This is a genomic window from Flammeovirga yaeyamensis (genome assembly GCF_018736045.1).
GTDB classification, from domain to species: Bacteria; Bacteroidota; Bacteroidia; order Cytophagales; family Flammeovirgaceae; genus Flammeovirga; species Flammeovirga yaeyamensis.
This window is the reverse complement of sequence record NZ_CP076132.1, coordinates 3,732,112-3,757,120: the sequence shown is the minus strand read 5'-3', so window position 1 is coordinate 3,757,120 and position 25,009 is coordinate 3,732,112. Positions and strand designations below refer to the sequence as shown.

The following is a 25,009-nucleotide window of genomic DNA, read 5'->3' as shown; positions in this document are numbered from 1 at the left end:
TACATACCCTGATAATACTCTATGTCTACAGATCAAGATATTAAATATCATTATACGATAGACCATAAAGATAACTACACTTTCTTTGAACAATTAATGAATCAGGCAGGAGGAGAACTGCTGCATAACGAAAAAGTACTTAAAATACATAATCGCGTAGGCGATGTGCTTTTTCATCGATTTACACATTTCGATCAATTAAGATTGGTCGTTCAAAGGTGTAATTTAAACGAAAAAGTAAGTGTTGAACATATACCCAGTGATGTACAGAAAAATTATATATTCTTTGTGATCCACAAAAGCGGGGCGGTACATCATATGTTTAAAAACGAAGAGACAATTTCTTTATTTGGGAAAGACAGTCATCAAGGGGTGGTGATCACAAACTTTATGAACTCATTGACTAACATTGGAGAAAAAAATATTAAATCAGAGTGGGTAAGTTTAGTCGTTAAAAAATCATTCATATTAGAGTTATTAGAAGAGGTACCTAAAGGTTTTAAAGAGTTTTTATTATCCGATAAACCTTGGCTATTGTTTGAACCGGTGAATTATACCATTTCTCAAGCCCTTCATGACATTTTTAGTCAAACTGAAGAATACCAATTCCGTAATTTTAAAATCTACGGAAATGCAATCGATTTGGTGGGAGAAGTGTTAAAACATATGTCCAACCGTAACTTCGAAGACGTAAATAACTTGTCTAGTCAAGATACTAAAAGAATGTTTGAGGTGAAGGAATATATTTGTAGTGATTTATCAAATCCTCCTACATTAGAAGATATCTGCAAGGAGTTTGGTTTAAGCCGCTCTAAATTGATTCGTGATTTTAAAACCGAATTTGGGGTTCCTGTATATCAGTTTTATAATAAAATGAGAATGCAGAATGCGAGAGAGCTTTTGGTAGAGAAAGGGCTGACTGTCACCGAAGTGTCACAAAATTTAGGCTATAAAGGCTTATCAAAATTCTCGGATGCGTTTAAAAACTTTTATGGTGTTTCTCCTAAGTCGATGGTGGAACAGTATAAAATCAAATAAGTTATTCACATTTGTTGTAATATGAATTGAAGTTATCAACATATGTGAATAAACTATGTTGATAACTTCAATTTTAAAGAATTATTTTCTAATCCATTTTTTTCAAACTTCCCGATGAGGATGTGTTTACATCAAAACTTGGGTTACCTCTGTAATACAAACTACCACTTGATGATAATCGACCAATTAAAGTTTTATTGGTATGTGTATATACACTTCCTGAAGATGAGATCGTAAATTTACCATGATCCACCTCAAGGTTTTCAGCTTTTAGTCTTCCTGAAGATGAAAGTGCACCCGTTAGTTGCTGTGACTTACCATATAATGTGATACTGCCACTGCTACTAATCTCTGCATTTACTTTTTCTGCAGTAACATTTTCGATTTCAATATTTCCAGACGAAGTAGTCTTAACACTCAACTCTTCGGAAACATCTGAAACATCTTGAATTCTTATTTGTCCACTAGAAGATGAATTAACTGTAAAATAAGGTTGGACCACTCTATCAATATCAAGATCTCCTGAACTGCTAATTGAAGCTTTCTTTAAAAATGGAGAGGTGATATATACTTTTACTGAGTGATCACTAAAAAGTCTTCCAAATTGAATATCCCAATTTTTACCTGATACAGAAGTATTTAAAGAATTTACTGCTTCTTCTTCTCCTGTGACTCTAACTTCCACTTCTTCACCGTAGGTCACAAAAACATTCATAGACCCTTTTACATTAATGCTTTCGAATGCATCTAAGAATAATTGTTTTTCAATAATAGGTCCCTCAGCTTTTTTAGTGACTACTCCACAACTTGAAAGGAAGAATATCGTGAAAATGGATAGGTATGTATATAGCTTTTTCATTAGTTTGTCAATTTATAATTAGATGTTATGAACAGATTTCGATTTGTTTTAGAATAGATTGATACGTTTTTTGAAACTCTTCTTTCTCTACTTTAGTGAAATTCTTTTGAGCAATTTCAAATAATGATTGATATCTATAAGTGGTATTTTTTCTTTTATTTTTCATCAAATAACTTATTAAAAGTGGATTTTTATCGTGCTTTCAATAACATGACCCTTTGGAAGAGGTTTACCCCTATTTTAAAGTCAGATTTTTTTAAGAAAAAATGAAAAGTTAAAAATGAGAGATGTGAAATGTTGAGATAGGGGTAAAAGTGAATAGCGATTTTTAAAATTAAAAATGAAAAGTTAAAAATGAAAAACGTGAAATGTTAGTGGTTCGTGAAGGATAGTATGGGTTTAAATAAGATTTTTTTGATGACTAGAGTATGTTTCCAAACTTGTGCTCACGTAATGTAGAGGGAGCGTAAATTCAGCAACTCCTAATTCCTAGCTCCTAACTGCTAATTCCTAACTCTTAATTAAAACCGAGATCAGGAGACCTCTAACGTTATTAGGCACAAATGTCGCTTCGCTTAACATTTGCGCCAGCTTTCTTTATTAGTTATTACTTATTCCCTCTTACTTTAAAAAAAACAACCCCAGAGTAGAAACCCTAGGGTATTAATATTTTATCAGAATACCATATTCCTCACCAGACTTTGCCTACCACGTAAACTGCAATCCAAAGTTCGCCGATATCCACAACGGCCCGCTTTCGAATTCATTTTTCCAAAGGTGAGGAGGCACAGTCATTCTTCTTCCATCTATTTCTGGACTCCAATTTACTGTAGGGCCAACTAAAATATTGAAGTGTTTTCCGATAGGTTGAACGTATCTAATTTTAGTATTTACATAGAAGGAAGTCCAATCATCATAATCTGTAGTCATGCTAAATACGGCACCCGCTTCGAAGTTTAATCTTTTCATAAGGAATGTACCAAAGCCATAACCTACACCTATACCTTCAGGGTGGTATTCGTTTCCAAAGTTGTATTTCACTTGAAAGTAATTATACAGCTTTCTTGATCCTGAACGGAAATAGAAATTGGCCCAAGTGGTTTCGTCTACTTCTATACCGGCAGAGTGATACCCATCGTCATACCACGCAAAAAGTCCAATAGGGAAAGCGTTCTTTCCTCGTTTTGCAGAGTTGACCAAACCAATTTGTACACCATTCATATTCTTGGCGTAATTGTAAATTCCGGCTAATTGAACACCACTAATGGTATCAGTTACTGTATTTGAAATACCAGCAACCTGCATTCCTCTTAGTTTTTGTCCATAGTTGTAGATACCCGACATCTGCATGCCGTTCGAATTTTTTATTGTTGTGTTGGTAATACCACCTATTTGAATACCATTGAATTTTTCAGCATAAGAATATATACCGCCAATTTGAATACCATTAGTTTCCTCGACAGAGGTGGATACAATACCTCCAATTTGGATTCCGGTTGTTTTCTTTAAGGTTAAATCGGCAATACCACCTACGTGTATACCTAATACAGTGTCTTTTGCAACATTCAGAATACCACCAAAGTTTACACCGTTTACTTTACCTAGGTTATAGTTAGAGATACCGCCTACTTGAAAACCGTTGACATTACCCCCTACAATATTGACCAAGCCACCGACTTGCATACCTCTCATATTGAATCGATTGATGTTCACAAAACCGCCGATTTCAAGTCCTTTTACACCTGCAGAATAGCCTACAAATGTATTTATTGATAAACGGTTTTCGTAAGAACCACCTAAGAAATTGGTATTGCTTAAAAATGGAACGAAGGTAAATTGAAATACCCTAGTTTCCACTTGCTCGATATTATTGGAAATAACATCGACTTTAGTCGGAACTAATTTCTGAACTAAACCTAAAGTATGAGGGTTTGTTGCAGTAAGCGTAAAATCCTTATCAATAGGGCCAGGTTGGTCTAGATAAGGAGTAAGGTTAACATTGTATTTTATAAACTTGGCTTCTTTGTCAGGGTCAAATTGTACCATGGTATCGTAATACCCACGACCTCTAAAAAAGACCCCTTCATTTAGTTGTTCGACAGGAATATCTAAGCGATAATAACCAGTGGAATCAGTTAAGGTAAGTAGTTTTCTTCTACTATCGTATACGACTACATTTTCGATTCCTTTACCTGTTTTTTCATCAAGTACTTTACCTATAAGAGGAATGTCTTCTTTAAGTCTTTCTTGTTCCGCAGGAGTTAATCGCTTTCGATCCTCCATAGGGCGAATTGTTAGTGTAAATGCTTCCCTTATGATGATATGAGAATTTCCTACTTGTCTAAACTCATAGGAATCTCCAAGTATATCATAAAGAATATTCTCAATAGTTTTGTTCTGAATCCTTTTAGAGATCAATTGATTTTTATCGATGATAGAAGAGTTGTAAGAAAACAAAAAACCTCCTTTATCACTGATAATTTCAAGTGCATCCTCTATTGGTTCATTTCTTATGTTTATGCTTATGACTCTATTTAATAAACTTTCAGTATCTGCAGCAATTATTGAAGTAGAAATGAAAATAAAGAAAGTTAATAGTCTAAATATCTTGTTTTTCATTAATCAATTAAATATTGTTTGTCTGCTGTTTTCTGTACTCTCAAGTTTAAGGTTGCTTCCATTACTTGTAAAACACCCTCTATGGATTCATGGTCAAATGAACTTGTAACTTCTTTATGGTAAAGGTTTTCGTTATTCACCTCAATTTTCACATCATAAGCTTTTTCAATTGATTTTACGACCTCTTGAAATTCTGCGTTTTTAAATTCTAATTTTTGATGTTTCCAGAACATTTCATTGACTACATTCACTTCATTTTTGAGAGGAACGGCTTGTCCTGAAGCGTAAATACCTTGTTTCCCTTTTGGAAGTAAAACATACTTTTTGTTTGGAGCGGTTAGTTTTACTAGTCCATCGGTTACTGTAACTGTTACTTTGTTGTCTAAAGTATTTACGTTGAATTTAGTTCCCAAAACAGTAACGTCTCCATACTTAGTATGAACAATAAATGGTTGATCTTCGTTGTGAGCCACTTCAAAATAAGCTTCTCCATCCAAAGTCATTTCTCTGGAGTTACCATCAAAAGATTGTACGGCCAATGCACTTTCCTGATTTAAAGTGATGACAGATCCATCATTTAAAGTATCCAATAGGGTAGAGGTAGTTGTGGCGAAACGTTGTACATCATCCACAACCGTTGTATTGGATTGTTGGAAAAAGCGTACTCCGAAAAATATAACAAGCATTGCAGCAACAGCCGCCGATACCATTTGCCAAGGAGTAAACTGAATTGTTTTCCCCTTTTTAGTCTCAATTTCCTCAGAAAACTTATTCCAAGCTTTGTCCACATCAACAGCTGCCGAAACTTTTCCGGGCTGTGTTGCTTCCCAAACCGCTTTCATTCCTTCGAAATGAAGTTGGTTTTCTTCGCTTTTCTTCACCCAAGCATCCAGCTGTAATTCCTCCTCAAAGGAAATATCACCTGCCAAGTGTTTAGCGATTAATATATCTTCTATTTTTTGGTTCTCTTCCATAGTTACTTTTATGACACCTCATTATTCTTTTCCCCCTATTCTTTAATCAAAAAAAATGATGAAAAATGCGATAATTATAGATATAAATGAGGAAAGTTCTGATTTTAAATACTTTAAAGCGGACGACATTTGGTTTTCAACCGTCTTCACACTAATATTTAATTGATCGGCAATTTCAGAATACTTGAGCCCTTCAAACCTGCTTAATAAAAAGATATTCTTCCTTTTATCAGGCATGCTTTGTATTGCTGATTGGATTTTAGTATCCAATTCTGAAGCTTCAAGGTCTTCTTCTACATGTTGTGAAGAGGAATTATGTTCCATTTGAACTTTATAATTCTCTTTCACTTCAGAGTGTCTAATAACATTCAGACATTTATTTCTTACAGCTCGAAAAAGATAAGCATCTAAAGAGAGGTCAATATCAATTTGTTCTCTTTGTTCCCAAAGCTTAATTAATACATCATGAACCACATCTTCTGATGCTTGCATGTCTTTAAGGAACGTATTTGCATAGGCACAAAGCTTAGGATATTGTGCTCTAAACATCTCCTCGAACTGATCTTTCGTAATGATTTCTTGTATCAAGACTACTATTTTTAATTCGAATTATAGCTAAGTAAGAACATAGTTCTCACGAATGCATTTAGTTTTTGTGATCTTCTGAATGCAATATAAGTATATTCAATATTTATTACATTTACATGATAACAAACATTAAAAGCAAAGTTATATTCATGATTTTTTTAAACACCCTCTCCTCATTCGATACCTTTTTCTTTATTTCTTATGGATGGATTATTTTAGGAATCATTACATTTCTATGCTTATTTTTTGGTAGAGTAACCGCTCCTTTTGGTCGACACACTAGATCAGATTGGGGCCCTTTGATTTCCAATAGTTGGGGGTGGTTTATTATGGAAATAATATCTCCTGTATTTTTATGGATTGGTTTTTTATGGGGAAGCAATCATACACCTATATTTAATTCTTGGTCTTATATCGCAATGTTTCTTTGGAGCATTCACTATTATAATAGAGCATGTGTTTTTCCATTTAGAATGCAAAATAATAAAAAGAAAATGCCCGTCATTATCATGTCGTCCGCTGTTTTCTTTAACATTATCAATGGATCTTTGAACGGGATATTTTTATCATTCCATGAAACAAATGTGATGACCGATTGGTGGATTTGGGTAGGGGTAGTCCTCTTTATCTTGGGAATGTACATCAATATAAAATCTGATAATATACTTCTGTCATTAAGAAAGCCAGGAGAGAGTCATTACGTTATTCCTAAAGGATTTTTATTTGATAAAGTAGCTTCTCCCAACCTATTTGGAGAAATTATAGAATGGACCGGCTTTTTTCTCATTGTACCTAACTATGCATCACTTAGTTTCTTGATATGGACCCTCGCTAATTTGTTACCAAGAGCAAGAGATCATTACGAGTGGTATATCAAAAAGTTTGATGATTTTCCGAAGGATAGGAAAGTGGTGTTTCCTTTTATTTATTGATTATCAATGTATTAGAAGTCTAATATTGGGGCGAATGCGATTCGCCCTTACGTCTATATGGGAATATAGCTATGGATCGATGAATCTCGGAGGGGTTGCACCCCTCCTTGGGGAAGAGTGGTAGCTTGAGGTGGTTGAGATATAGTTATAGTATTAAATCAATAAGTTCTTAATTGTTAATTAAAGAGGGGTTGCACCACCTCTTTTTGTGGTCTAACTCAAAGAATGGGTTCTAGCTAAAGATATTTTTTTATAGGAGCGTTAAATTTGCTACCTGCTACCTGCTACCTTAAAAAACATAATGCTTCATTAACGAAGTAAATATCAAAGTTTTATTTCTTTTCTAAATTATCTTTTCTATCTTTGCATTTCGAAAATTTTGTACGATAAATTTTATCAAACAATGGATTTAATTAAAAAAGTTGAAAAGGATTTTTCATCCAACATGGAGAAACATCCCGCTTTCGGCGCAGGTGATACGGTAGACGTATACGTAAAAATTAAAGAGGGTAACAAGGAGCGTGTTCAAAAGTTCCAAGGTACAGTTATCCAACGTCGTAACAAGGGTTCTTTAGGTGAAACTTTCACTGTACGTAAGATCTCTAACGGTATTGGTGTAGAGCGTATCTTCCCTTTAAACTCACCAAACATCGACAAGATCGAGGTATTGAGAAAAGGTAAAGTAAGAAGAGCAAGATTATTCTACTTACGTGGTCGTTATGGTAAGGCTGCTAAAGTTAGAGAGAAAAGATTCTAATCTTTTATCTTTGCTTTTTTACCAAAGACATACAAAAGTCAGTTTCCTTAAGGAGACTGACTTTTTTTATTTTCTTATTTTTGCAGAAAAAGAAAAACTACTCCTCAAAGAAAAGTAGTTTTATTATCGAAAAAAACTTAGGTGATTAATAGACTCACCTAGTACTGTTTATGATTAACTGTTTTATGGGATTGTAATCCTTTGGTACTGGAATTACTCCATTTTCTGTTTGATAGTTATTAAATGCAATGAGCATTTCCGCTTTGAGTTGGGGGTAGTAGGTACTTAAGTCAGTTTGTTCTGATGGATCATTTTTGATATTGAATAATTTCCAAGTGCCATCGCCTTTTGGTGCAGGATTATTTGCAAGCTTAAAATCTCCTTTAAAAATGGCAGCACTTCCAGAGAGTTCATATCCAATATATTCGGTTTCCTCATGAACAAAGTCTTTATCTCCATGGATGTAATCAAGAAGACTTATCCCAGAGATTTCAAATTTGTCTTCTATTTGATGCTCAATATTGACTTGAGCAAATTCTAAAATAGTTGGGGCAATGTCTTTCACATAAATGAACTCATTACTTATTTTATTTCTTTTAAAACCTTTAGGATGAGATATAATTAGTGGGACTCTCATTCCACCTTCGCTGGAAAATGTTTTAAAGTAACTTGTGGGAGTATTGGCTGTGGCAGCCCAATTAGGTCCATAAGCAGAATATGATCCTTTTTGTCCAATCTGAGAAAAGGTTTCATCGTAATCGTCTATAGAAACATATTCATATTGCTGTTTGTACCATTTGGAAAATGCCTCATTTTTTGAAAGGTCATTTGGGTCTGCTCCATTATCTGACATAAAGATGAAAATGGTATTTTCATACTGTCCTGTTTCTTTAAGATAAGACACCAATCGACCGATATTATAGTCCATGTTGTCGACCATGCCGGCATAGGTTTGCATTTGTCTAGCACTATATTTCTTCTCTCTATCACTTAGTTTGTTCCAAGGACTTAATTTCCAATTAGGTTGCGTAGTTTCTTCAAATGTAGCATTTAATGTTGTGGAAGGTAACACCACATTGTTCTCTATTTGTTTCTGTAAACGGTTTCTCCTTACCTGTTCCCAACCCTTATCGTATACACCATTATATTTATCAATATACGATTTTGGCGCTTGATGCGGCATGTGAACGGCCTGAAAACTTAAGTAGGCGAAAAAAGGAGAATTGTCTTCTTGTTTAGAAATGTATTCAATCACTTTTGAAGTGAAATAATCGGATGAAAAATAGTCCTCAGGTAGTTCATTGATGCGTTTCTTGTTTTCATAAAAATGAATTTCTTGATAAAGAGGAGCATATGATTTTAATTCCCAATTATCAGCTCCGCTTTCCATTAAGGCAAAAGATTGATCAAAACCTTGAGCATAAGGTCTTGTTTGAGGTATTTTGCCCAAGTGCCATTTTCCAGCCATATACGTATGATAACCACTTTGATTTAACCAACTTGCAATAGTGGTTACATTTTGGTTTAAATGACCCTCATAACCCGATTTACCCAATTGATTTTCGGATTGAATTTCTAACATATTTCCAAGACCAGCCAAGTGATTATCTACTCCAGTAAGCAACATTGTTCTTGTTGGCGAACATGCTGCACCGGCGTGGAAATTTGTAAACTGAACTCCAGAAGATGCTAATAAATCGATGTTTGGTGTTTGTATTTCACTTCCATAGATACCTAAATCACTAAACCCTAGATCATCTGCTATAATTAAAACAATATTAGGTCGATTAATCTGATCTTTCTGTTGAAGTAAACTACAGCCAGAAAAGAGCATCAGAAATAATGGGAGAATAATGTAGATTTTCTTCATAATTTTTTAAGTATTGATTTAATCATTAAAGGCTTGTCGACTAATAGTTCTTTCCAATAGAAAATTGTATAGGTGACTATTAGGATATCGGTTAAAGCAAAAGGAATAAAGTAGGCGTTTAAAAATGCTGTTTCAGTTTGGAAAGAATTCTCGATGTAAAGAAAAACCATTCCCGATTTTTCAATAAATGAGAAAATCATAATGGGTTTTCTCCAAGAGGGGAGGTAGGCCGAAAGTACAATCATAAAGCCCATAACACCTACCATTACTCCCCAGTGTCTGATGATAAATAGATATTTACCATCATAAGGGAGTTTGTTGAACATTGATAAGGCAAGTGCGGGATTGATAAAATAAAAGGAGGCCAACATAGTAACTATCCCTCCAATAAGGAGGAATAGTTTAAGGTGTTTACTAAAAAACATATGCGAATAATTTTTCTTTAATTAATGAGCCATGAAATCGTTTAACCCCGATCTCTTAGCAATCCAATTCCATTTTGATCTACCTAAAAATGCTTTAAAAGCGGGGATGAAACTCAGTCTTTTAGGTCTAGAAATAAGCGTCTTATTCTTCTTGATACCTTGCCAAACAGCATTGACCATCTCTTCGGTAGGGATTTTTGGCATTAAGAAAAAATGGGCTCCGTCAAACATTCCCGTATCAATATGTCCTGGCGTTACAGTAGTTACTTTAATAGATGGACAGGTTTCTTTTAATTCTACATTTAAACCTTCCGACCAACCCAAAATGGCCCACTTACTCGCACAATACGTAATGATTTTCGGACAATAGATATAGGCGGCACCAGAGGCAATGTTTACAATATGCGCTTCCTCTAAGCTAGCCATACTTTCAATAAAAGCACGAGCAATATGCATAGGAGCAATACTGTTGATTTGCATTGTTAGATCAATTTTTTCTTTGGTTTGATCCTGGAAGTAGTCGGAATCAACGATACCTGCATTATTAATTAATAAATCTACGGGGCCAATTTCAAGTAGTACCTCATGAGCAGTGGAATATATCAAACCTGTATTAGTCACATCTACTTTATAAGTATAGACGCGAGTGGAATGGTACTTATATTCCTCATCAACCTTACGCATTGCAGCCTCATTTACGTCCCAAATAATTACATTTGTTGCACCTTCCTCTACCGCTTTATCCAAATAGGCTTTACCCATTCCTTGAGCTCCACCAGTAATAAGCACTGTTTTTCCTTTTATTACTTTCATCGCTTATTGACTTATTGTTTGAAAAATAGAGTCTTTTAAAGGATTATTCCCAGGAGTAAATAGGTGTTGCATTTGGTAATTATCACCCGTTTCAAGGACTGTCTTAGCATGGGAAAAAGTATAAAAACCTTCGATGCCATGGTAGTGTCCCATACCCGAAAAGCCAACCCCTCCAAAGGGAGCATCGTCAACGGCCGCTTGGAAAATCGTATCATTCACACACAGTCCACCAGAAAACATGTTTTGCTCGACTTCTTGTATGAGGGATTGGTGGGTAGAAAAAATATATAAAGCTAACGGTTTCGGTCGGTCAAGAATAATTTGGAGTGCTTTGGTAATATCTCTATAAGTGATGATAGGAAGTAAAGGCCCAAAAACTTCTTCACTCATCACTTTGCTATCTAAACTAGGATCAATGACTAAATGCGTTACCATTCTATGGTGGTCAGTATCAAAGGCATTTTCATGACATGGGATGATGGATTCATTGTTTTCCATCAAGCCTTGCACCCTCTTAAACTGTCTTTCATTTATTACAGACGTCAACTCTTCAGAATCAACTCCTTTCGGAAAGAGTTTTTGATAATAATTTCTGTAAGCAGTCACAAACTCATCCAATCGATCCTCTGGAAGTAAAACATAATCTGGAGCGATACAGAGTTGTCCATTATTGGCACTTTTCCCAATAATAATTCGCTCAACAATGTGGTCAATTTCTTGGGTATCATCAATTAATACTGGGGATTTACCGCCTAACTCTAAAGTAACAGGAGTCAGGTTTTCAGATGCAGCTTTCATCACTAATTTACCTACGGTAGAGGAACCTGTAAATAAGATATGATCGAATGGTAAAGAAGAAAATTGTGCTGCAACCTCTGCTTCACCTTCAATAATACACACCTCATTGGTATAAAATACCTCCTCTAAAATTGTGCGAAGAACAGCGTTAAAATGAGGAGTAAATTCACTCATTTTGATCATTGCTCTATTCCCTGTAGCAATTACTGTGGTTAATGGATTTAGAGTTACCATTATGGGCGCGTTCCAAGTACTAATAATACCAACAACTCCTTTAGGTTGATAGACTACTTTAGCCTTGGAAGTACCAGATAAAAGAGCTCCAGGATCTCTTTGAGAAGATTTTACCCATTCAGGTAAGTGTTCGATGGTATAATCGATGTTGTTGATACACGGTAGAAATTCCAACAAAGTATCTTGAACACTCCTGCCTTCAAAATCTTGGTGTAAAGAGTCAAATATATCTTGTTGATATCGAAGTAATACTTCTTTTAGAAATTGTAGTTGCTCAATTCTTTGATTGACATTTGGTGTTGCTTGATCAAGGAATGCTTGCTTTGTTTGTTCGAATTGTCTTTCTAAAGTTTCCATTTTCATATTATTTTATCTATTGATAAATTGATTTTGATTATGAAAACGGGTAAGTAGAAAGTGCATACATCAAAAACTGACTTTGATGTATCAAAAAGTGATTTTGTCTAGTTTTTCAAATATTTCTTCTGATAATTACTAGGAGTAATGTTGAATTTCTTCTTGAATACAGCCGCAAAATGACTACTACTTGAAAATCCTAACTCAACGGCAATCATGTAAATACTTAATTTATTTTGCAGCAACATTTTTCGGGCTTGTTCTAATTTAACATCATTTTGAAATTGATGAATAGTCACACCAAAAGTTTGTTTAAATAGAAAGCGTAAACGACTTGTTCCCAACCCACATTCTTTTGATAATTTTTCGAGACTGTACTGTTTATCCCAATTCAGCCGAATTAGATTTCTTGCTTGAACCACTGCTTGAATATTGATAGGGTATTTATTCTCATCAGTAATTAGTTCTCTTTCAGATAATTTAGAGAAAAATGCAGTCACTAAGTGAAGTCCAACTGAATACATTAATTCATCACTAAATAATTCATCTTTGTGGATGTTCATTGCTCTCATATAGGAGCCGGCAATAAGTTGATTGAATTCTTCGACAACATAAAATGCTTGGCTTAAATCCAGCATAGAAGTTAGGACTTCTGACTTATTAATAAATCTTTGAAATAAGTCTTTAGTTAATCGGATGGAAAGAAATTTTATGGGTTTCTTCGTATTAAAATCAAAGGTGAGGTTTGATTTGCTATTGGTGCAGAATGCTCCGTGTAAGTCAAAATCATATTCCTCTTTCTTTTGACCCTCAATTAGTTCAAGTCCATTTTCGATGGTGTTATTGGTGGGCTCTTCAAAAAAGATGGGAATAAACTCATCATCTTTAAAATCTAAACCAGAAAAACGTATCACTTTTTTGCTGGTAAAGTCGAATCTTAAAATTTGAACTTCTTCAGAAAAGGAGAAACTTTCTATTTTACCAATACAATTATCATTATCAATTAGTAAGGTGTTATTATTTATTTCACCTCCTAATTTTGATTGCCACACTTTAAGAATAGGTAATACTTCCTGCATTTGAATCTTTCGATGATTTATGATCAAATATCAAAAATAAACAGATACTTTGATCGATTGAATCATATAATAATAATTATTAAAAGTAATTATTCATCAAATACACTTAATGTATATCAGTTTTTTGATGAAACTGTTAGTTTTGTATTCAGAACAAAATCATACATCAATAAAATTTATGTCTAAGAAAATATATTTCGCATCCGATTTTCATTTAGGAACCCCTTCCTACGAGGCAAGTCTTGAAAGAGAAAAGAAGATATGCCGTTGGTTGGATATGGTGGCAGAAGATGCAGAACATATTTATTTATTAGGCGATTTATTTGATTTTTGGTTTGAGTATCGATTCGCCGTACCAAAAGGTTTCTTGAGGTTTCAAGGGAAACTAGCGGAGTTAAGAGACCGAGGAGTACCCATCACTTTCTTTACTGGCAACCACGATATGTGGATGTTTGATTACTTCCCAAAAGAATTAGGTGTAGAGGTCATTAGAGAACCGATTGATGTAGAATGGTGGGGTAAGAAGTTTCATATCGGTCACGGTGACGGTTTAGGTCCTGGAGATTATACTTACAAGTTTATCAAGAAGGTGTTTGCCAATCCGTTGTGTCAGTGGTTATTTGGCTTTTTGCATCCAACCATAGGTATGGGCATTGCACAAACATGGTCAAAACAATCTAGAGCGGCTGGAGCAGAAAAAGACCATGAGTACCATGGACCCGAAAAAGAATGGATTTGGTTGTATTGTCAGGAAAAACAAAAGGAAGAGTACCGAGATTATTATATATTTGGACATAGACACTTATATCTTGAACTAGATGTCGACAATGGAGGAAAATATATTAATACCGGCGAATGGCTCTCTCAATATAAATACGCTACTTTCGACGGTGAAAAAGTGGAGCTGCTTACTTTTGAGTAGCCTTTTGTTCTTAACAGGAAATACATTTGCACAAACTCAGCTTTTTGAAGTAGAAGTAGGGGAAGTCGCTGCCATAGATATCGACCGAATGGGCTTTATTTATATTGTAGATCATGAAGGAAACGTGATGCAATATAAAGATGATGTGGAAGTACGTCGTTATTCACCAACAACTCCTGCTGAGGTTCAAATTGATGCTTGGGCAATGCTCAATACGGTTTTATTTTCTCCCGATTGGCAGGGTATCAGAACTTTAGGCCAACAGCTCACTCAACAATCCGAATATTTATTTGATGAAGAATTGATAGAATATGCTTCCGTGGCTACTAATGCTACTGACGGAGGAATATGGGTATACGACCAACCATCGTTTCGCCTCAAAAAATATTATCCTCAACAACAACAAGTCAGCCTAGATGTATCGATTGAACAAATTCTTTCTGCGAGTTATTGGAACCCCACTTGGATGAGGGAATATCAAAATAACTTATATGTTGTAGAGGAAAGAATGGGTGTATTTACTTTCGATTTATTGGGTAATATTTTATCAGAACCTACTGATATTGGAGGAGCAACAGTTATTGGGTTTACCGACAATAAAATGTATTGGTTAAAGAAAGATCAAATACATTTTAAATCATTGTACTCAACTGAAAAAAATACCCTAGATTTGCCCGCGAAAAAAGTAAAATTTGCGGTATATAGTGCGTCAAATCATACAGTCTATTGTATTGTAAAGAATAAAATGATCGCCTACCGAATGCAAGAATAATTATGGATTTATACGAAGATTGGCAGAAAAATTCTAAAGCGAAATTAAAGGAACACAAGACTTTTCTTCAACGCTTGAAAAAACAAAAAAAAGGAAAACAAATAGATCAAATTGTCAATCGCTTGGACGAAGAAGCTTTTGAACAGTTTGATTGTTTAGCCTGTGCCAATTGCTGTAAAACGATAAGTCCAGTAGTTACGCAAACCGATGTAAAACGTATAGGTAAGCATTTAAGAATTAAGGAAACTGAGGTGATTGAACAGTATTTAAATGTAGATCACGAAGGTGATTACGTGATGAATCAACAACCTTGTCCTTTTCTTGGAAGCGATAATTACTGTTCAATATATGAGGCACGTCCGAAAGCTTGTAGGGAATATCCATTAACTCAAAACCAAGGTTTTAACCAAAGACCGGCACTCCACGCTAGAAATACCATCACTTGTCCAGTAGTATTTCATGTCGTTAAAGAGTTGAAAAAGGAATTATAATCTAATAAATTCCTAATAAAAGTGAACGTAAGGAACATTTACCTCTAACATTGACCAAACCTTTGTAGTTTTAACCCTATTACTAGCAGATAGTTACATTTTGTAGCTATTAAATTATTTTATTCTTTCTAGCAATGAAAAACTTTACCCTAGCCCTAATACAATTAGTGGCATTACTTTACCTTGCAATTACCCCATCATTTGCAACAGAATTGGACAAACTTACAGATGAGCATCTATCATCAGTAAAAAACAAAGTATTCACAGAAGAACATGCTAAGTCGTTTATTCTGGATTACATTGGTATCCACTCAGAAGGAAAGGCTGATTACCTGTATCATACAGGATCAGAAGACCTTGTTGCGAAATTCAAAAAAGGAATTAAAACCGCAAGTTTAGTCGAGGTTGTTAAAACCAAGCACATCACGAATGTTTATTTCAAAATCAACGATGTGTTAATCCACACTTCTTACTTTAATGAAACAGGTGAAATGAACATCTGTAGATTTAAACACAAAGGAAAAAGTACGAGATAAGTACTTTTGAAACAAACAAGTTTCTGGATTCAATCAAAAAGAGGCTATAATTATATAATTAATTATAGCCTCTTTCTGTATCAAATTTTTATTTTGGTATTAAAAACCAAATACTAAATCAAGTGTAGCCCCAAATGTTGGCTGATGAGTATGAACATCTATACCAGGAGATAGTGTAAATCCTGTACTCCAATGATTATTTAATGAATAAGCAAGTCCAGTTTGTACAATGACAGCACCTCCCCATTCACGATGATTCCCGTCTTCAACAGGAACATCATCTGGATGAGTTATATCTTCTACATCTACATCAATGTAATGTTCATCAGTGAAGTCATGACTATCATGATAACCGAATGTACCACCTACACCTACAAACGTACCCCATTTTGAATGTCCAATTGGAATTTCTCTTACAACAACTGAAGCAAAGTGTTTACCTGTAAATTCTACTGTACCTTGGAATTTAGTAAGGTGAGCAAAATAAATGGACCCTGTAAACTCCCAATGACCTGAATTACTGTATGAAATTTCTAATTCATATTTATGATGTTTCCCTTCATGGGAAGTTAACTCTTCGTGATGTTCTACTTGAGTAGTAGACTCGTGTTTAGTAGTGAGATCTTCTTGTTCAACATCTGTATAATTATGAGCGGTTTGACCTATAGCACAGGCAAACGATCCCGTAATGAAAAGGAAGGTTAAAATAGTTTTGATTGATGTACGGTAATAAAACATAGGTTTGAAACTTAGTATAGAGATAAATTACCTGTAACCGGAATAACAGGTAGAATAGCAATAAAATTGTTTTCTAAGTGAAGTAACGTAAAGGAAAATATTATGTTAGCTATCAAACAATGTTTTAAGATACTTTATAAAAAAGTGGTATTATCTGATTTTTAATCCATCAAATAATACCACCCTACAGTTCTATAGACTGTTTTTCTTTAGTTTTTTTTAAGCTTAGAAACCAAACACCAAATCGAATGTCATCCCAAAGTTGGGTTGGTGTGTTTCAAAATCAACACCTGGAGAAAGTGTAAAACCTGTACTCCAATGTCTGTCTAGTGAATAAGCAATGCCCGATTGGAAAATTAAACTTCCCGACCAATCTAAGTGATCTTCATGATCTGTTTGAGGAACAGAACCAGAATGTTGGTCTTCTTCGTGGCTAAAGCCAAAAGTAGAACCTAATCCTACAAAAGTACCGAATTTAGAATGTCCCAAAGGTATTTCTCTTACAAAACATCCCGCAAAATGATGTCCCGTGAATTCGACTGTACCCTGAAACTTCGTCAAATGAGCAAAGTAAACAGAACTTGTAAACTCAAAATGACTAGCATTATTATAAGATAACTCTACCTCAAAATGATTTTCATGATGAGTATCTGAGTTTTTTGTATGTTTTTTATCATCTTCATCACCAAAAGCTTCTACAGAAACCGGAATAAAGAAAAACATTGCTAATAAATATTGTAAATAAAATTTATTGGTCACCACCATGTTGTAAGTTTAAGAATTTAGTTGCTTTTATTCAGCCTTAGGTTTAAAACGTAAATAATTGCTGTTGCACACATTGTAATAATTTCACAGGCTTAATTTATTAAAAACTCCTAAAAACCATCAAATATATTAGTGGATATTAACATAAAGTGTGTGGTGTTATGAAATTGGATAAGTGGGTAAAAATGGTGTTTAGTTCGTTTGAGTGTTTAGTACATCCCATAAAACAATTTCAACAGTATCAATTCTTGGAATTGCTGTAGATTCCTTTACAGATGCATAGGAGAAGTTTTCTGGATTATCATAACGTTCGAAAGTGAGGTTACCTCTGTAATTTACTGCTAAATAAGTGGTAGTATCAGTTTTACTATTTCTTTTAAGATTTCTTGTACTTCCATAAACAGGAGGTTCAAGTGGGTAGCGGTCCAACACAATTACGCGTCCATCTAATGAATTACATTTTTCCCAATTAAAAGCAATAATAACAGTACGCATTGGGTAATTTTCTACAGGTTTACAGGCATAAATTAATAAAGGAATACTTGAAAATAAAAGGAATTTAAGTAGGGTGTTTTTCATATATTTAAGGTGGTTGTTTGTAGATTTTGATATAACTCCTTGGTTTATATAACCTCAAAGTTATATCAAACTCTTTTATGATTAACTGAAGTAAATAAACTTAATACTTCAATTGCCTATTTTTTAATTATACGTCTTAGGATCTATTGCTGTTGTTGTCCAACCTTTCAAGAACATCATCACTTTATTTTTATCACATCCTTTACCACTTTCTAGATAAGCCGAATTTTGAATATGAATCACTTTCCCATGGCCATCTAAAATAACAAAAACAGGATAGCCAAAGCGTTGCGGATTTCCCAAATACTTCATTGCTTCAGGATTTTTGTTGTCATTACTCCAATTTACTAACACTTTAACATAGTTATCTTCCATAAGTTTTGAAATTTCGGCATCTTCATGTGTAAATTTGGCATATTTCTTACACCAACCACACCAATTACCACCGACCTTTACAAAAACATGTTTCCCTTCTTTGGAAGCAGTTTTTACAGCTGATTGAATGTCCTTCATGGCATCAGCAGAAGGATCGTAGGTTTCTGTTTGTGCAAAGCTATTGAAGCTTAAGGTGAGAAGTATCGATAAAGTAAACGATTGAATGATCTTTTTCATTAATAAATAATTTTATGAATCCAGAATATGTTGGGCATGTAGCCTCTGTAATTTTAATGATTTCTTTTACGTTAAAAAAAACAAGACAATTAAGAATTGTGAATTCTATAGCTTGTCTTGCTTTTGTAGCTTATGGAATAATGATAACGGCTTGGCCCGTAATTATATCAAATGCATTTATAGCTATCGTAAATACTTATTATTTGATACAAATGAGATCGGGAGCTGCTACCAAAGAGGAGTCCTAAGCAGCGGCATACTCATACAATGAGAACCACCTCTTGCCCTAGATAATTCTGCTGAAGGTAATAATATTAAGGTATTATTTACTTCCGAGGGGTGAAGTTCCTCATTTTTGAATTTATCCAATAAATCTGCTGCTCTGATCACCTCAATTCCTTGTTTCTGGAAACCTTTTGATGTCTTGTCATTTCTGTCATAACCAATCACCACACCCTCTTTTAGTGCTAACACATTACAAGAGTCAGTCCACTGCTCTCTACGCCCATGCGGAAATTCATTATCACCAGAATAAATAAACTGTGTTGGCTCCTCAGATCTTAAATCAGTTTGACTGATGTCGTTCAATAAGTCTTCTAGGTAATCAAATTTGATAGGGTCATCGTAAGATCTGCCTTTGATGTATTGCAGGATCTCGATTTCGTTCTCACTTTTTGATCCACCAAGAGACATGATGTAATCTCCTTGTTCTTGTTTTAAACCTTCTTTAGAGAAAGATCCGAAAATCACCCACATATTACGTTTCACCTGAGTAAAAGTAGTATCTATATGCATGTAGGCTCTTTTAGCAGGTATTTTAACGATCGTTACTTTTTCTACAATATCTCTTTCATGCATCGTACGTATCACTTTACTTGCTGCATGAATGGAGGTTCTCTCACTCACCCCAACCAATAAATGATTAGGAGCCACCATCATTACATCACCACCTTCAATAGTGACAAGCTTTTTCTCTTGTTCCTCTTCGTCCAATAAGAAGAAATCTTCAGGATCGTTAATTTCAATGATATTATTTGTATAGGCTTCAAACATTGGATGATTAAAGAAGATATACTTCATAATAATCGACTCTCTAGTACGGGCTTTTTTCTTAGGCTTGTTTAGAAGTATATGATCATTCACCGTGATACCTATATCCCTTGTGAAAATAAAGTTAGGAACAGGAGGGAAGATCATACGTTTATCTGGCAAGATTCCAGAAATCATCACTCGAGCCAATACAGAACTTTCTAGTTCCATTAACTCAGATTGTAAGGAGTAAGCAGTACCCTCATGTGCACAGATAGAAGCAATCATCCTTTGTCTAAGGTCTTTGTTGTCTAATAAATGTGCAAGTAGATGTTGGGGTTCTATTACTTTGTCTGAAGCAAAGTAATTCTCCTTGTCTGGTTTGTAAAAATGTCTTTGTGCTTCCTTAGAATCAATTTCGTTAATTCTCGGATGAATGTTTTCATAATCTAGAAAGTAGAGTAAGATTTTCAGATATAAATCATACTCCTTTTTTCTCATTGTGTCTACATGTATGATATCTTCAAATAGCCAATCTTGTGCCTTAGTAGGAATCACTTTGCCGATCCCTTCATCAGGACTGTGAATTAATAGTCGTTCTAATGTACCAACTTCAGACGATACATTAATTTTTCGATGGTTTTCCATTTTATAGTTAAATGTTCTCAATAGGCGTTCAATATAAACAACTTTCTATCTAAATGATAAGAATTCATTTATTCTTTAATGATATACAAAATATTATTTGGATGAGAATCATTACTATTCAGTGACTAATGTTGTTGTATTATATCTATAAATTGTCTTTTTAGAAGAAAAACGAAAAAATAATCAAAAAAACTTTTGTATTAAAAAGTGTAATTTATACATTTGAGTGTCCCAATTCATTAATTTTTTCATTATTAAATGTTTTTGAATAGAATTCATCCTAAAATCTCATCATCTGTTTTAATCTCTAATCATATAAAACGCTGTATATTAAGTTATTATGAATGATTTGTAAATAGTCATTATATAATGATGATTAAGTTTTTAATACTTATTGACAAAAGTCATTCTGACACTTTATCAATATGCTTAGGTTTGTATATAATCGATTAGCACAAATAACCTAGGTATTTCGAAAACAACGAAAGCACATAAACAACATTTTATATTTAACACACTACTTTATGGTATTGGATTTTTTCAATATGATAGTTGTAGTACATTAACCAATACAATGACAAATACACACAAATTAGCCAGTAAACTTTTAGCAGAGTCGAAACAAGTAAACACAGACTTGTCAATTGCACAATTAGTTGCAGAAGCAATTAAAAACGGAGAGGGTGTTCTTAACTCTACAGGTGCAATTATGTGCGACACTGGTAAATTTACAGGCCGTTCTCCCCAAGACCGTTTTATTGTAGAAGATAATTACACTAAAGACAGAGTGTGGTGGGGGAATATCAATAAACCATTCCCACAAGATAAATTCGATGGTCTAGCACACAAGATGGTGGACTATTTAGTAGATAATCAAAAATTATACGTAAACAATGTGTATGCGGGTGCAGATCCAGCATACAGAATCAAAGTAAGAGTAATTACTCCTTTGGCTTCTGTATCTCACTTTGTAAACAACATGTTTATTGTTCCAACAGACGAGGAACTTAGATCTTTCGGAGAGCCAGATTATGTGGTATTGCAAGCTCCTGAGTACAATGCTAATCCAGCAATTGATGGTACTCGCCAAGGAAACTTCTCTATCCTTAACTTCGAAGAGAAATCAGCTTTAGTTGGTGGTTCTCGTTACACTGGTGAAATCAAAAAAGGTATATTCTCAGTACTTAATGCGTTATTAGTAGATCAAAATGTATTACCAATGCACTGTTCTGCTAACGAAGGAGTAAATGGCGATTCAGCTGTATTCTTCGGTTTATCAGGTACTGGTAAAACAACTTTATCTGCAGATCCTAACCGTAACCTAATCGGTGATGATGAGCACGGTTGGTCAGATAATGGTATTTACAATTTCGAAGGAGGTTGTTATGCTAAAACTATCGACTTAACTAGAGAAAACGAGCCAGAAATTTGGGATGCGATCAAGTTTGGTGCAACTTTAGAGAATACTCGTTTCTTCCCTGGTACATCTGTAGTGGATTACACCAATGTAACTGTAACTGAAAATACACGTGTATCTTATCCTATCAGTCACATTGAAAATGCTAAGATACCTTCTGTTTCAGAAACACACCCTAAAAATATATTCTTCCTAACTTGTGATGCTTACGGTGTATTACCTGCCATCTCTAGGTTAACGAAAGAGCAAGCCATGTATCACTTTATGTCAGGGTATACTGCAAAAGTAGCAGGTACCGAGGCGGGTGTTACAGAGCCAACACCAACTTTCTCAGCTTGTTTTGGAGCTCCATTTATGCCACTTCATCCATCTGTTTATGCTATGAAACTAGGAGAGAAGATGACAGAGCACAATACAAACATTTGGTTAATTAATACAGGTTGGTCTAATGGTCCATCTGACAAAGTGGGTCGTACTAAATTGAAGTATACTCGTGCGATGATTACTGCTGCCTTAGAAGGTAAACTAGATAATGTTGAATTCGTTGAGCACCCAGTATTCGGAGTACAAGTTCCACAAGTTGTAGAAGGTGTTCCTGCAGAAGCACTTGATGCAAGAGCATCTTGGATTGCTAACGGGTTCGAAGGCTATGACGAAACAGCTGAAAAATTAGCGAATAAGTTTGTGGATAACTTTAAGAAATTTGAAGAAGGTTTAGAAGATAAATCTATTCTTGAAGGGGCTCCTAAAGTAAAAGCAAATGTTTAGTCTATAAAGACTATCTGATATAAATCGATTTCTAATTAATGGGTTACTGAATTTTCGGTAACCCATTTTTTATATACCTTTCTCTTATATAATAAATTGAATAAAAAGTCTACTTTATATTACACTGTAGTATGTGTTTACAAAACAGAACAATCGACTGTTTAGGTTTTATAAAAAGGGTGAAAATAACATTTAAAATATCTATATATTTCTTAAAAATATACAATTTCTTAATGAGTATTAATGCATGTAACACTGAGTAAACTTAAATGGCTTAAATGTTTACGTAGTGTTTATCTAATATGAACTTAATGTTAAGTTATTGATTTCTATATTTTTTACCAATCACGACCTCTATACTTGCATCACAATCGCATACGCATACTACAAACAAATAAAATCTTTTATGAAATCGCATATATCACTACTATTGGTGATGCTATTCGCTATGTCGTCTATGAGCTTATATGCTCAAGATAACTTTGAAAATGAAGAAATCCTGATTGATTCTGCAGCATTAGACTTAGATCAAGATGGTGAAGGACTTATTCAACAGTCATTGCCAAAAAGCTGGACTGATAGAATTAAAGTAAGTGGTTACATTCAAGCTCGTTACAACGGACTGTTTGAAACAAACCCTGATTTAGAAGTACCTCAAATGGATAAGAATTGGGGGGCTGATAAAGGTATATCTCTTAGACGTGTACGTCTTAAGGTTAGTGGATGGTTGTTAGACAATGTATACATGTACATGCAAGCTGATTTTGCTGGAGCACCATCTTTAAGAGACGCATACATGGATGTTTATTTCGATCATCATAGGTCAACATGGATTAGAGTTGGTCAGTCTAAAGTACCTTTCGGTTATGAAAACATGCAATCTTCTCAATTCCGTATGCCTCTAGACCGTACGGACGCTATTAACTCTGCATTGCCAAATGAACGTGATTTGATGGCAGTTTTATATCACACTCCTCAAAAAGTGAGAAAGATATATAACTATATGAAAGAAAATAACCTTAAGCACTCTGGAAACTATGGTACATTCGCGTTAGGTGCTTTTAACGGACAAGGTATTAATACGCCAGACGCTAACGATAACCTACATGTTGTTGGTAGAGCCTCATGGCCATTTCAATTAGCAAACAATCAGATTATTGAAGTTTCTGCTCATGCTTATACAGGTAAATATATCTTACCAAATGTAACAGATGGAATGATGGCAGAAGTGAGTAACAATGGTAAAAGTGAACTAGTTGAAGCAGCAGGTTATAATTTTAATGATTCAAGAGTAGGTGCTACATTTGTATACTACCCTCAACCAATTGGTTTCCAATTTGAAGCAAATTATGGTGTTGGACCAGAGTACGATGCTGCAGAGAATGTGATTAAGGAAAAGAACTTATTTGGTTTCTATGGGATGGTTTTCGCTAAAATCAATTACGATCATCATACATTCTTCCCTTTTGTTAGATACATTAATTATGATGGTGGTAAGAAGTTTGAATTAGACGCGAGAAGCTATAAGGTTGATGATTGGGAAATTGGTGTAGAGTGGCAACCAAATAGAGCGTTTGAATTTGTAGCAATGTACACTATTGCAAACAGATCGTATGTAGATTCTAAAAATCCAGTAAACGATCAAGCTGGTAACTTATTAAGATTACAAATGCAGGTGAATTTCTAAGGAAATACCTCTGGTAAATATATAAAAGCCTCATGTTTTAAGATTTATACTCTTAATGCATGAGGCTTTTTATTAAAAACGTTTTCCGATACCAATACCAAATGTAAAAGCGTCGTAAATACCATGTCCATGGCTAGATTTTAATTCGTATGATAATACTGGGGTAACATCCCAACCGCCTTCACCCATAATTGGAAATTCTCTTTCTACAGTAATTTTACCAACAAAGAAATTATGATTTTTTTCTATTTCAATACCGGGACCAATACCAATTATCAAAAGGTGAGACACTTCATACATAGCTAATATGGCTCCTACATAGGCATACTCTCTTTCTACTTCTTCAGTATGATGCCTAGTTTCCACAACATAATTGGATAGTTCCAATTCATTTGAAAGACCGATAGCAAATTTGTGTGAGAAAAAATATTCATAGTCTAACCCTATAGTAGGTATAATTAGTGTTTGAGGTTTATCTGGGTTGGAAAATGCTTTTGGGACATATGCATGCCCCCAAATAACAGATAAGCGGTGATGTTTTAATTCCCCATGGGCTTCTTCTCTACCATGCAATTCTCTTTTTTGAGCTAAGGAGATTGAAGTAGAAAATAGTACAATTGTGAGTAATGAAATAAAATAACTTTGCATAAAATAAGTATATGAATCTTATAATTTACAAAATCAATTACTCTTAACTCTATT

At 34.4% G+C, this 25,009-nt stretch carries 26 protein-coding genes; 10 read left to right on the top strand and 16 right to left on the bottom strand.

Going from position 1 to position 25,009, the window contains the following annotated elements; genetic code table 11:
* The first annotated feature begins 21 nt into the window (after window positions 1–21).
* Window positions 22–1,038: a helix-turn-helix transcriptional regulator gene (locus KMW28_RS14760; protein ID WP_066205357.1), complete on the top strand. Its 1,017-nt coding sequence runs from the start codon at window positions 22–24 to the stop codon at window positions 1,036–1,038.
* Between the two features lie 88 nt (window positions 1,039–1,126).
* On the opposite strand, the gene KMW28_RS14755 is transcribed toward KMW28_RS14760, so the two are convergent.
* The 5 genes from KMW28_RS14755 to KMW28_RS14735 all read right to left on the bottom strand — a co-directional run bounded on the left by KMW28_RS14755 (window position 1,127) and on the right by KMW28_RS14735 (window position 6,078).
* Window positions 1,127–1,897: a head GIN domain-containing protein gene (locus tag KMW28_RS14755; RefSeq protein ID WP_169665225.1), complete on the bottom strand. Its 771-nt coding sequence runs from the start codon at window positions 1,895–1,897 to the stop codon at window positions 1,127–1,129.
* A 25-nt stretch (window positions 1,898–1,922) separates the two neighbouring features.
* Window positions 1,923–2,063, bottom strand: coding sequence for a hypothetical protein (locus KMW28_RS14750; RefSeq protein ID WP_169665224.1), 141 nt, complete (start codon window positions 2,061–2,063; stop codon window positions 1,923–1,925).
* Between the two features lie 539 nt (window positions 2,064–2,602).
* Entirely contained in the window at window positions 2,603–4,516 is a 1,914-nt protein-coding gene (locus KMW28_RS14745) for a hypothetical protein (RefSeq protein WP_169665223.1), read from the bottom strand.
* Complete coding sequence (locus tag KMW28_RS14740; RefSeq protein ID WP_169665222.1) at window positions 4,516–5,490, bottom strand: FecR family protein; 975 nt, start codon at window positions 5,488–5,490, stop codon at window positions 4,516–4,518. The genes KMW28_RS14745 and KMW28_RS14740 overlap by 1 nt, the downstream gene beginning before the upstream one ends.
* Before the next feature lie 42 nt (window positions 5,491–5,532).
* Entirely contained in the window at window positions 5,533–6,078 is a 546-nt protein-coding gene (locus KMW28_RS14735; RefSeq protein WP_084005722.1) for an RNA polymerase sigma-70 factor, read from the bottom strand.
* A gap of 149 nt (window positions 6,079–6,227) precedes the next feature.
* Here KMW28_RS14735 and KMW28_RS14730 point away from each other — a divergent pair, with 149 nt between their 5' ends.
* Window positions 6,228–7,010 carry a DUF1295 domain-containing protein gene (locus tag KMW28_RS14730; RefSeq protein ID WP_169665221.1) on the top strand — a complete coding sequence of 261 codons (783 nt, stop codon included), beginning with the start codon at window positions 6,228–6,230 and terminating at the stop codon, window positions 7,008–7,010.
* Between the two features lie 403 nt (window positions 7,011–7,413).
* Window positions 7,414–7,767 carry a 50S ribosomal protein L19 gene (rplS, locus tag KMW28_RS14725; protein ID WP_066205370.1) on the top strand — a complete coding sequence of 118 codons (354 nt, stop codon included), beginning with the start codon at window positions 7,414–7,416 and terminating at the stop codon, window positions 7,765–7,767.
* A gap of 154 nt (window positions 7,768–7,921) precedes the next feature.
* On the opposite strand, the gene KMW28_RS14720 is transcribed toward rplS, so the two are convergent.
* The 5 genes from KMW28_RS14720 to KMW28_RS14700 all read right to left on the bottom strand — a co-directional run bounded on the left by KMW28_RS14720 (window position 7,922) and on the right by KMW28_RS14700 (window position 13,343).
* Window positions 7,922–9,637: an arylsulfatase gene (locus KMW28_RS14720; protein WP_169665220.1), complete on the bottom strand. Its 1,716-nt coding sequence runs from the start codon at window positions 9,635–9,637 to the stop codon at window positions 7,922–7,924.
* Window positions 9,634–10,062 carry a hypothetical protein gene (locus KMW28_RS14715; protein ID WP_169665219.1) on the bottom strand — a complete coding sequence of 143 codons (429 nt, stop codon included), beginning with the start codon at window positions 10,060–10,062 and terminating at the stop codon, window positions 9,634–9,636. The genes KMW28_RS14720 and KMW28_RS14715 overlap by 4 nt, the downstream gene beginning before the upstream one ends.
* A gap of 21 nt (window positions 10,063–10,083) precedes the next feature.
* Window positions 10,084–10,875, bottom strand: coding sequence for an SDR family NAD(P)-dependent oxidoreductase (locus KMW28_RS14710; protein WP_169665218.1), 792 nt, complete (start codon window positions 10,873–10,875; stop codon window positions 10,084–10,086).
* A 3-nt stretch (window positions 10,876–10,878) separates the two neighbouring features.
* The gene (locus tag KMW28_RS14705) at window positions 10,879–12,264 is read right to left on the bottom strand and encodes a coniferyl aldehyde dehydrogenase (protein ID WP_169665217.1); all 1,386 of its coding nucleotides are present in this window, start codon (window positions 12,262–12,264) and stop codon (window positions 10,879–10,881) included.
* 107 nt (window positions 12,265–12,371) lie between these two features.
* Entirely contained in the window at window positions 12,372–13,343 is a 972-nt protein-coding gene (locus KMW28_RS14700) for a helix-turn-helix domain-containing protein (protein ID WP_169665216.1), read from the bottom strand.
* Window positions 13,344–13,521: 178 nt separating this feature from the next.
* On the opposite strand from KMW28_RS14700, the gene KMW28_RS14695 reads away from it, so the two are divergent.
* The 4 genes from KMW28_RS14695 (at window position 13,522) to KMW28_RS14680 (ending at window position 16,064) form a co-directional block, all read left to right on the top strand.
* Window positions 13,522–14,265: a UDP-2,3-diacylglucosamine diphosphatase gene (locus KMW28_RS14695; RefSeq protein WP_169665215.1), complete on the top strand. Its 744-nt coding sequence runs from the start codon at window positions 13,522–13,524 to the stop codon at window positions 14,263–14,265.
* A complete protein-coding gene (locus tag KMW28_RS14690; protein ID WP_169665214.1) occupies window positions 14,234–15,037 on the top strand; it encodes a hypothetical protein in 804 nt (267 codons plus the stop codon). The genes KMW28_RS14695 and KMW28_RS14690 overlap by 32 nt, the downstream gene beginning before the upstream one ends.
* A 2-nt stretch (window positions 15,038–15,039) precedes the next feature.
* Window positions 15,040–15,528 carry a YkgJ family cysteine cluster protein gene (locus KMW28_RS14685; protein WP_169665213.1) on the top strand — a complete coding sequence of 163 codons (489 nt, stop codon included), beginning with the start codon at window positions 15,040–15,042 and terminating at the stop codon, window positions 15,526–15,528.
* A gap of 134 nt (window positions 15,529–15,662) precedes the next feature.
* Window positions 15,663–16,064, top strand: a complete 402-nt coding sequence (locus KMW28_RS14680; RefSeq protein ID WP_066205380.1) for a hypothetical protein — start codon at window positions 15,663–15,665, stop codon at window positions 16,062–16,064.
* 99 nt (window positions 16,065–16,163) lie between these two features.
* On the opposite strand, the gene KMW28_RS14675 is transcribed toward KMW28_RS14680, so the two are convergent.
* The 4 genes from KMW28_RS14675 to KMW28_RS14660 form a co-directional block, all read right to left on the bottom strand.
* Window positions 16,164–16,802, bottom strand: coding sequence for a hypothetical protein (locus tag KMW28_RS14675; RefSeq protein WP_169665212.1), 639 nt, complete (start codon window positions 16,800–16,802; stop codon window positions 16,164–16,166).
* A 225-nt stretch (window positions 16,803–17,027) separates the two neighbouring features.
* On the bottom strand, window positions 17,028–17,525 hold the full coding sequence (locus KMW28_RS14670; RefSeq protein WP_183363972.1) for a hypothetical protein: 498 nt from the start codon (window positions 17,523–17,525) through the stop codon (window positions 17,028–17,030).
* Between the two features lie 234 nt (window positions 17,526–17,759).
* Window positions 17,760–18,146, bottom strand: coding sequence for a hypothetical protein (locus KMW28_RS14665; protein WP_169665211.1), 387 nt, complete (start codon window positions 18,144–18,146; stop codon window positions 17,760–17,762).
* Window positions 18,147–18,269: 123 nt separating this feature from the next.
* Complete coding sequence (locus KMW28_RS14660; RefSeq protein WP_169665210.1) at window positions 18,270–18,758, bottom strand: thioredoxin family protein; 489 nt, start codon at window positions 18,756–18,758, stop codon at window positions 18,270–18,272.
* 14 nt (window positions 18,759–18,772) lie between these two features.
* On the opposite strand from KMW28_RS14660, the gene KMW28_RS14655 reads away from it, so the two are divergent.
* Complete coding sequence (locus KMW28_RS14655) at window positions 18,773–19,006, top strand: YgjV family protein (protein WP_066205395.1); 234 nt, start codon at window positions 18,773–18,775, stop codon at window positions 19,004–19,006.
* Here the strand turns inward: KMW28_RS14655 and KMW28_RS14650 are convergent.
* Entirely contained in the window at window positions 18,987–20,435 is a 1,449-nt protein-coding gene (locus KMW28_RS14650; RefSeq protein WP_066205397.1) for an arginine deiminase family protein, read from the bottom strand. The two genes, KMW28_RS14655 and KMW28_RS14650, sit on opposite strands and share 20 nt — an antisense overlap.
* Before the next feature lie 574 nt (window positions 20,436–21,009).
* On the opposite strand from KMW28_RS14650, the gene pckA reads away from it, so the two are divergent.
* Window positions 21,010–22,620 (top strand): phosphoenolpyruvate carboxykinase (ATP), encoded by a 1,611-nt coding sequence (gene pckA, locus KMW28_RS14645; protein ID WP_169665209.1) that lies wholly within the window; start codon window positions 21,010–21,012, stop codon window positions 22,618–22,620.
* Window positions 22,621–23,026: 406 nt separating this feature from the next.
* On the top strand, window positions 23,027–24,307 hold the full coding sequence (locus KMW28_RS14640; protein ID WP_101958123.1) for a porin: 1,281 nt from the start codon (window positions 23,027–23,029) through the stop codon (window positions 24,305–24,307).
* Between the two features lie 72 nt (window positions 24,308–24,379).
* Here KMW28_RS14640 and KMW28_RS14635 read toward each other — a convergent pair whose 3' ends face one another.
* Window positions 24,380–24,955, bottom strand: a complete 576-nt coding sequence (locus KMW28_RS14635; RefSeq protein ID WP_169665208.1) for a hypothetical protein — start codon at window positions 24,953–24,955, stop codon at window positions 24,380–24,382.
* Window positions 24,956–25,009 lie beyond the last annotated feature (54 nt).

Excerpts from the sequence above, each read along its gene's own strand:
- KMW28_RS14640 (WP_101958123.1), top strand. The coding sequence starts at position 23,027 with ATGAAATCGCATATATCACTACTATTGGTGATGCTATTCGCTATGTCG.
- KMW28_RS14665 (WP_169665211.1), bottom strand. The coding sequence starts at position 18,146 with ATGAAAAACACCCTACTTAAATTCCTTTTATTTTCAAGTATTCCTTTA.
- KMW28_RS14680 (WP_066205380.1), top strand. The coding sequence starts at position 15,663 with ATGAAAAACTTTACCCTAGCCCTAATACAATTAGTGGCATTACTTTAC.
- KMW28_RS14655 (WP_066205395.1), top strand. The coding sequence starts at position 18,773 with ATGAATCCAGAATATGTTGGGCATGTAGCCTCTGTAATTTTAATGATT.
- KMW28_RS14700 (WP_169665216.1), bottom strand. The coding sequence starts at position 13,343 with ATGCAGGAAGTATTACCTATTCTTAAAGTGTGGCAATCAAAATTAGGA.
- KMW28_RS14715 (WP_169665219.1), bottom strand. The coding sequence starts at position 10,062 with ATGTTTTTTAGTAAACACCTTAAACTATTCCTCCTTATTGGAGGGATA.
- pckA (WP_169665209.1), top strand. The coding sequence starts at position 21,010 with ATGACAAATACACACAAATTAGCCAGTAAACTTTTAGCAGAGTCGAAA.
- KMW28_RS14740 (WP_169665222.1), bottom strand. The coding sequence starts at position 5,490 with ATGGAAGAGAACCAAAAAATAGAAGATATATTAATCGCTAAACACTTG.
- KMW28_RS14750 (WP_169665224.1), bottom strand. The coding sequence starts at position 2,063 with ATGAAAAATAAAAGAAAAAATACCACTTATAGATATCAATCATTATTT.
- KMW28_RS14675 (WP_169665212.1), bottom strand. The coding sequence starts at position 16,802 with ATGTTTTATTACCGTACATCAATCAAAACTATTTTAACCTTCCTTTTC.
- KMW28_RS14635 (WP_169665208.1), bottom strand. The coding sequence starts at position 24,955 with ATGCAAAGTTATTTTATTTCATTACTCACAATTGTACTATTTTCTACT.
- KMW28_RS14705 (WP_169665217.1), bottom strand. The coding sequence starts at position 12,264 with ATGGAAACTTTAGAAAGACAATTCGAACAAACAAAGCAAGCATTCCTT.
- KMW28_RS14670 (WP_183363972.1), bottom strand. The coding sequence starts at position 17,525 with ATGTTTTTCTTTATTCCGGTTTCTGTAGAAGCTTTTGGTGATGAAGAT.
- KMW28_RS14695 (WP_169665215.1), top strand. The coding sequence starts at position 13,522 with ATGTCTAAGAAAATATATTTCGCATCCGATTTTCATTTAGGAACCCCT.
- KMW28_RS14745 (WP_169665223.1), bottom strand. The coding sequence starts at position 4,516 with ATGAAAAACAAGATATTTAGACTATTAACTTTCTTTATTTTCATTTCT.
- KMW28_RS14685 (WP_169665213.1), top strand. The coding sequence starts at position 15,040 with ATGGATTTATACGAAGATTGGCAGAAAAATTCTAAAGCGAAATTAAAG.
- KMW28_RS14755 (WP_169665225.1), bottom strand. The coding sequence starts at position 1,897 with ATGAAAAAGCTATATACATACCTATCCATTTTCACGATATTCTTCCTT.
- KMW28_RS14730 (WP_169665221.1), top strand. The coding sequence starts at position 6,228 with ATGATTTTTTTAAACACCCTCTCCTCATTCGATACCTTTTTCTTTATT.
- KMW28_RS14710 (WP_169665218.1), bottom strand. The coding sequence starts at position 10,875 with ATGAAAGTAATAAAAGGAAAAACAGTGCTTATTACTGGTGGAGCTCAA.
- KMW28_RS14660 (WP_169665210.1), bottom strand. The coding sequence starts at position 18,758 with ATGAAAAAGATCATTCAATCGTTTACTTTATCGATACTTCTCACCTTA.
- KMW28_RS14650 (WP_066205397.1), bottom strand. The coding sequence starts at position 20,435 with ATGGAAAACCATCGAAAAATTAATGTATCGTCTGAAGTTGGTACATTA.
- KMW28_RS14760 (WP_066205357.1), top strand. The coding sequence starts at position 22 with ATGTCTACAGATCAAGATATTAAATATCATTATACGATAGACCATAAA.
- rplS (WP_066205370.1), top strand. The coding sequence starts at position 7,414 with ATGGATTTAATTAAAAAAGTTGAAAAGGATTTTTCATCCAACATGGAG.
- KMW28_RS14720 (WP_169665220.1), bottom strand. The coding sequence starts at position 9,637 with ATGAAGAAAATCTACATTATTCTCCCATTATTTCTGATGCTCTTTTCT.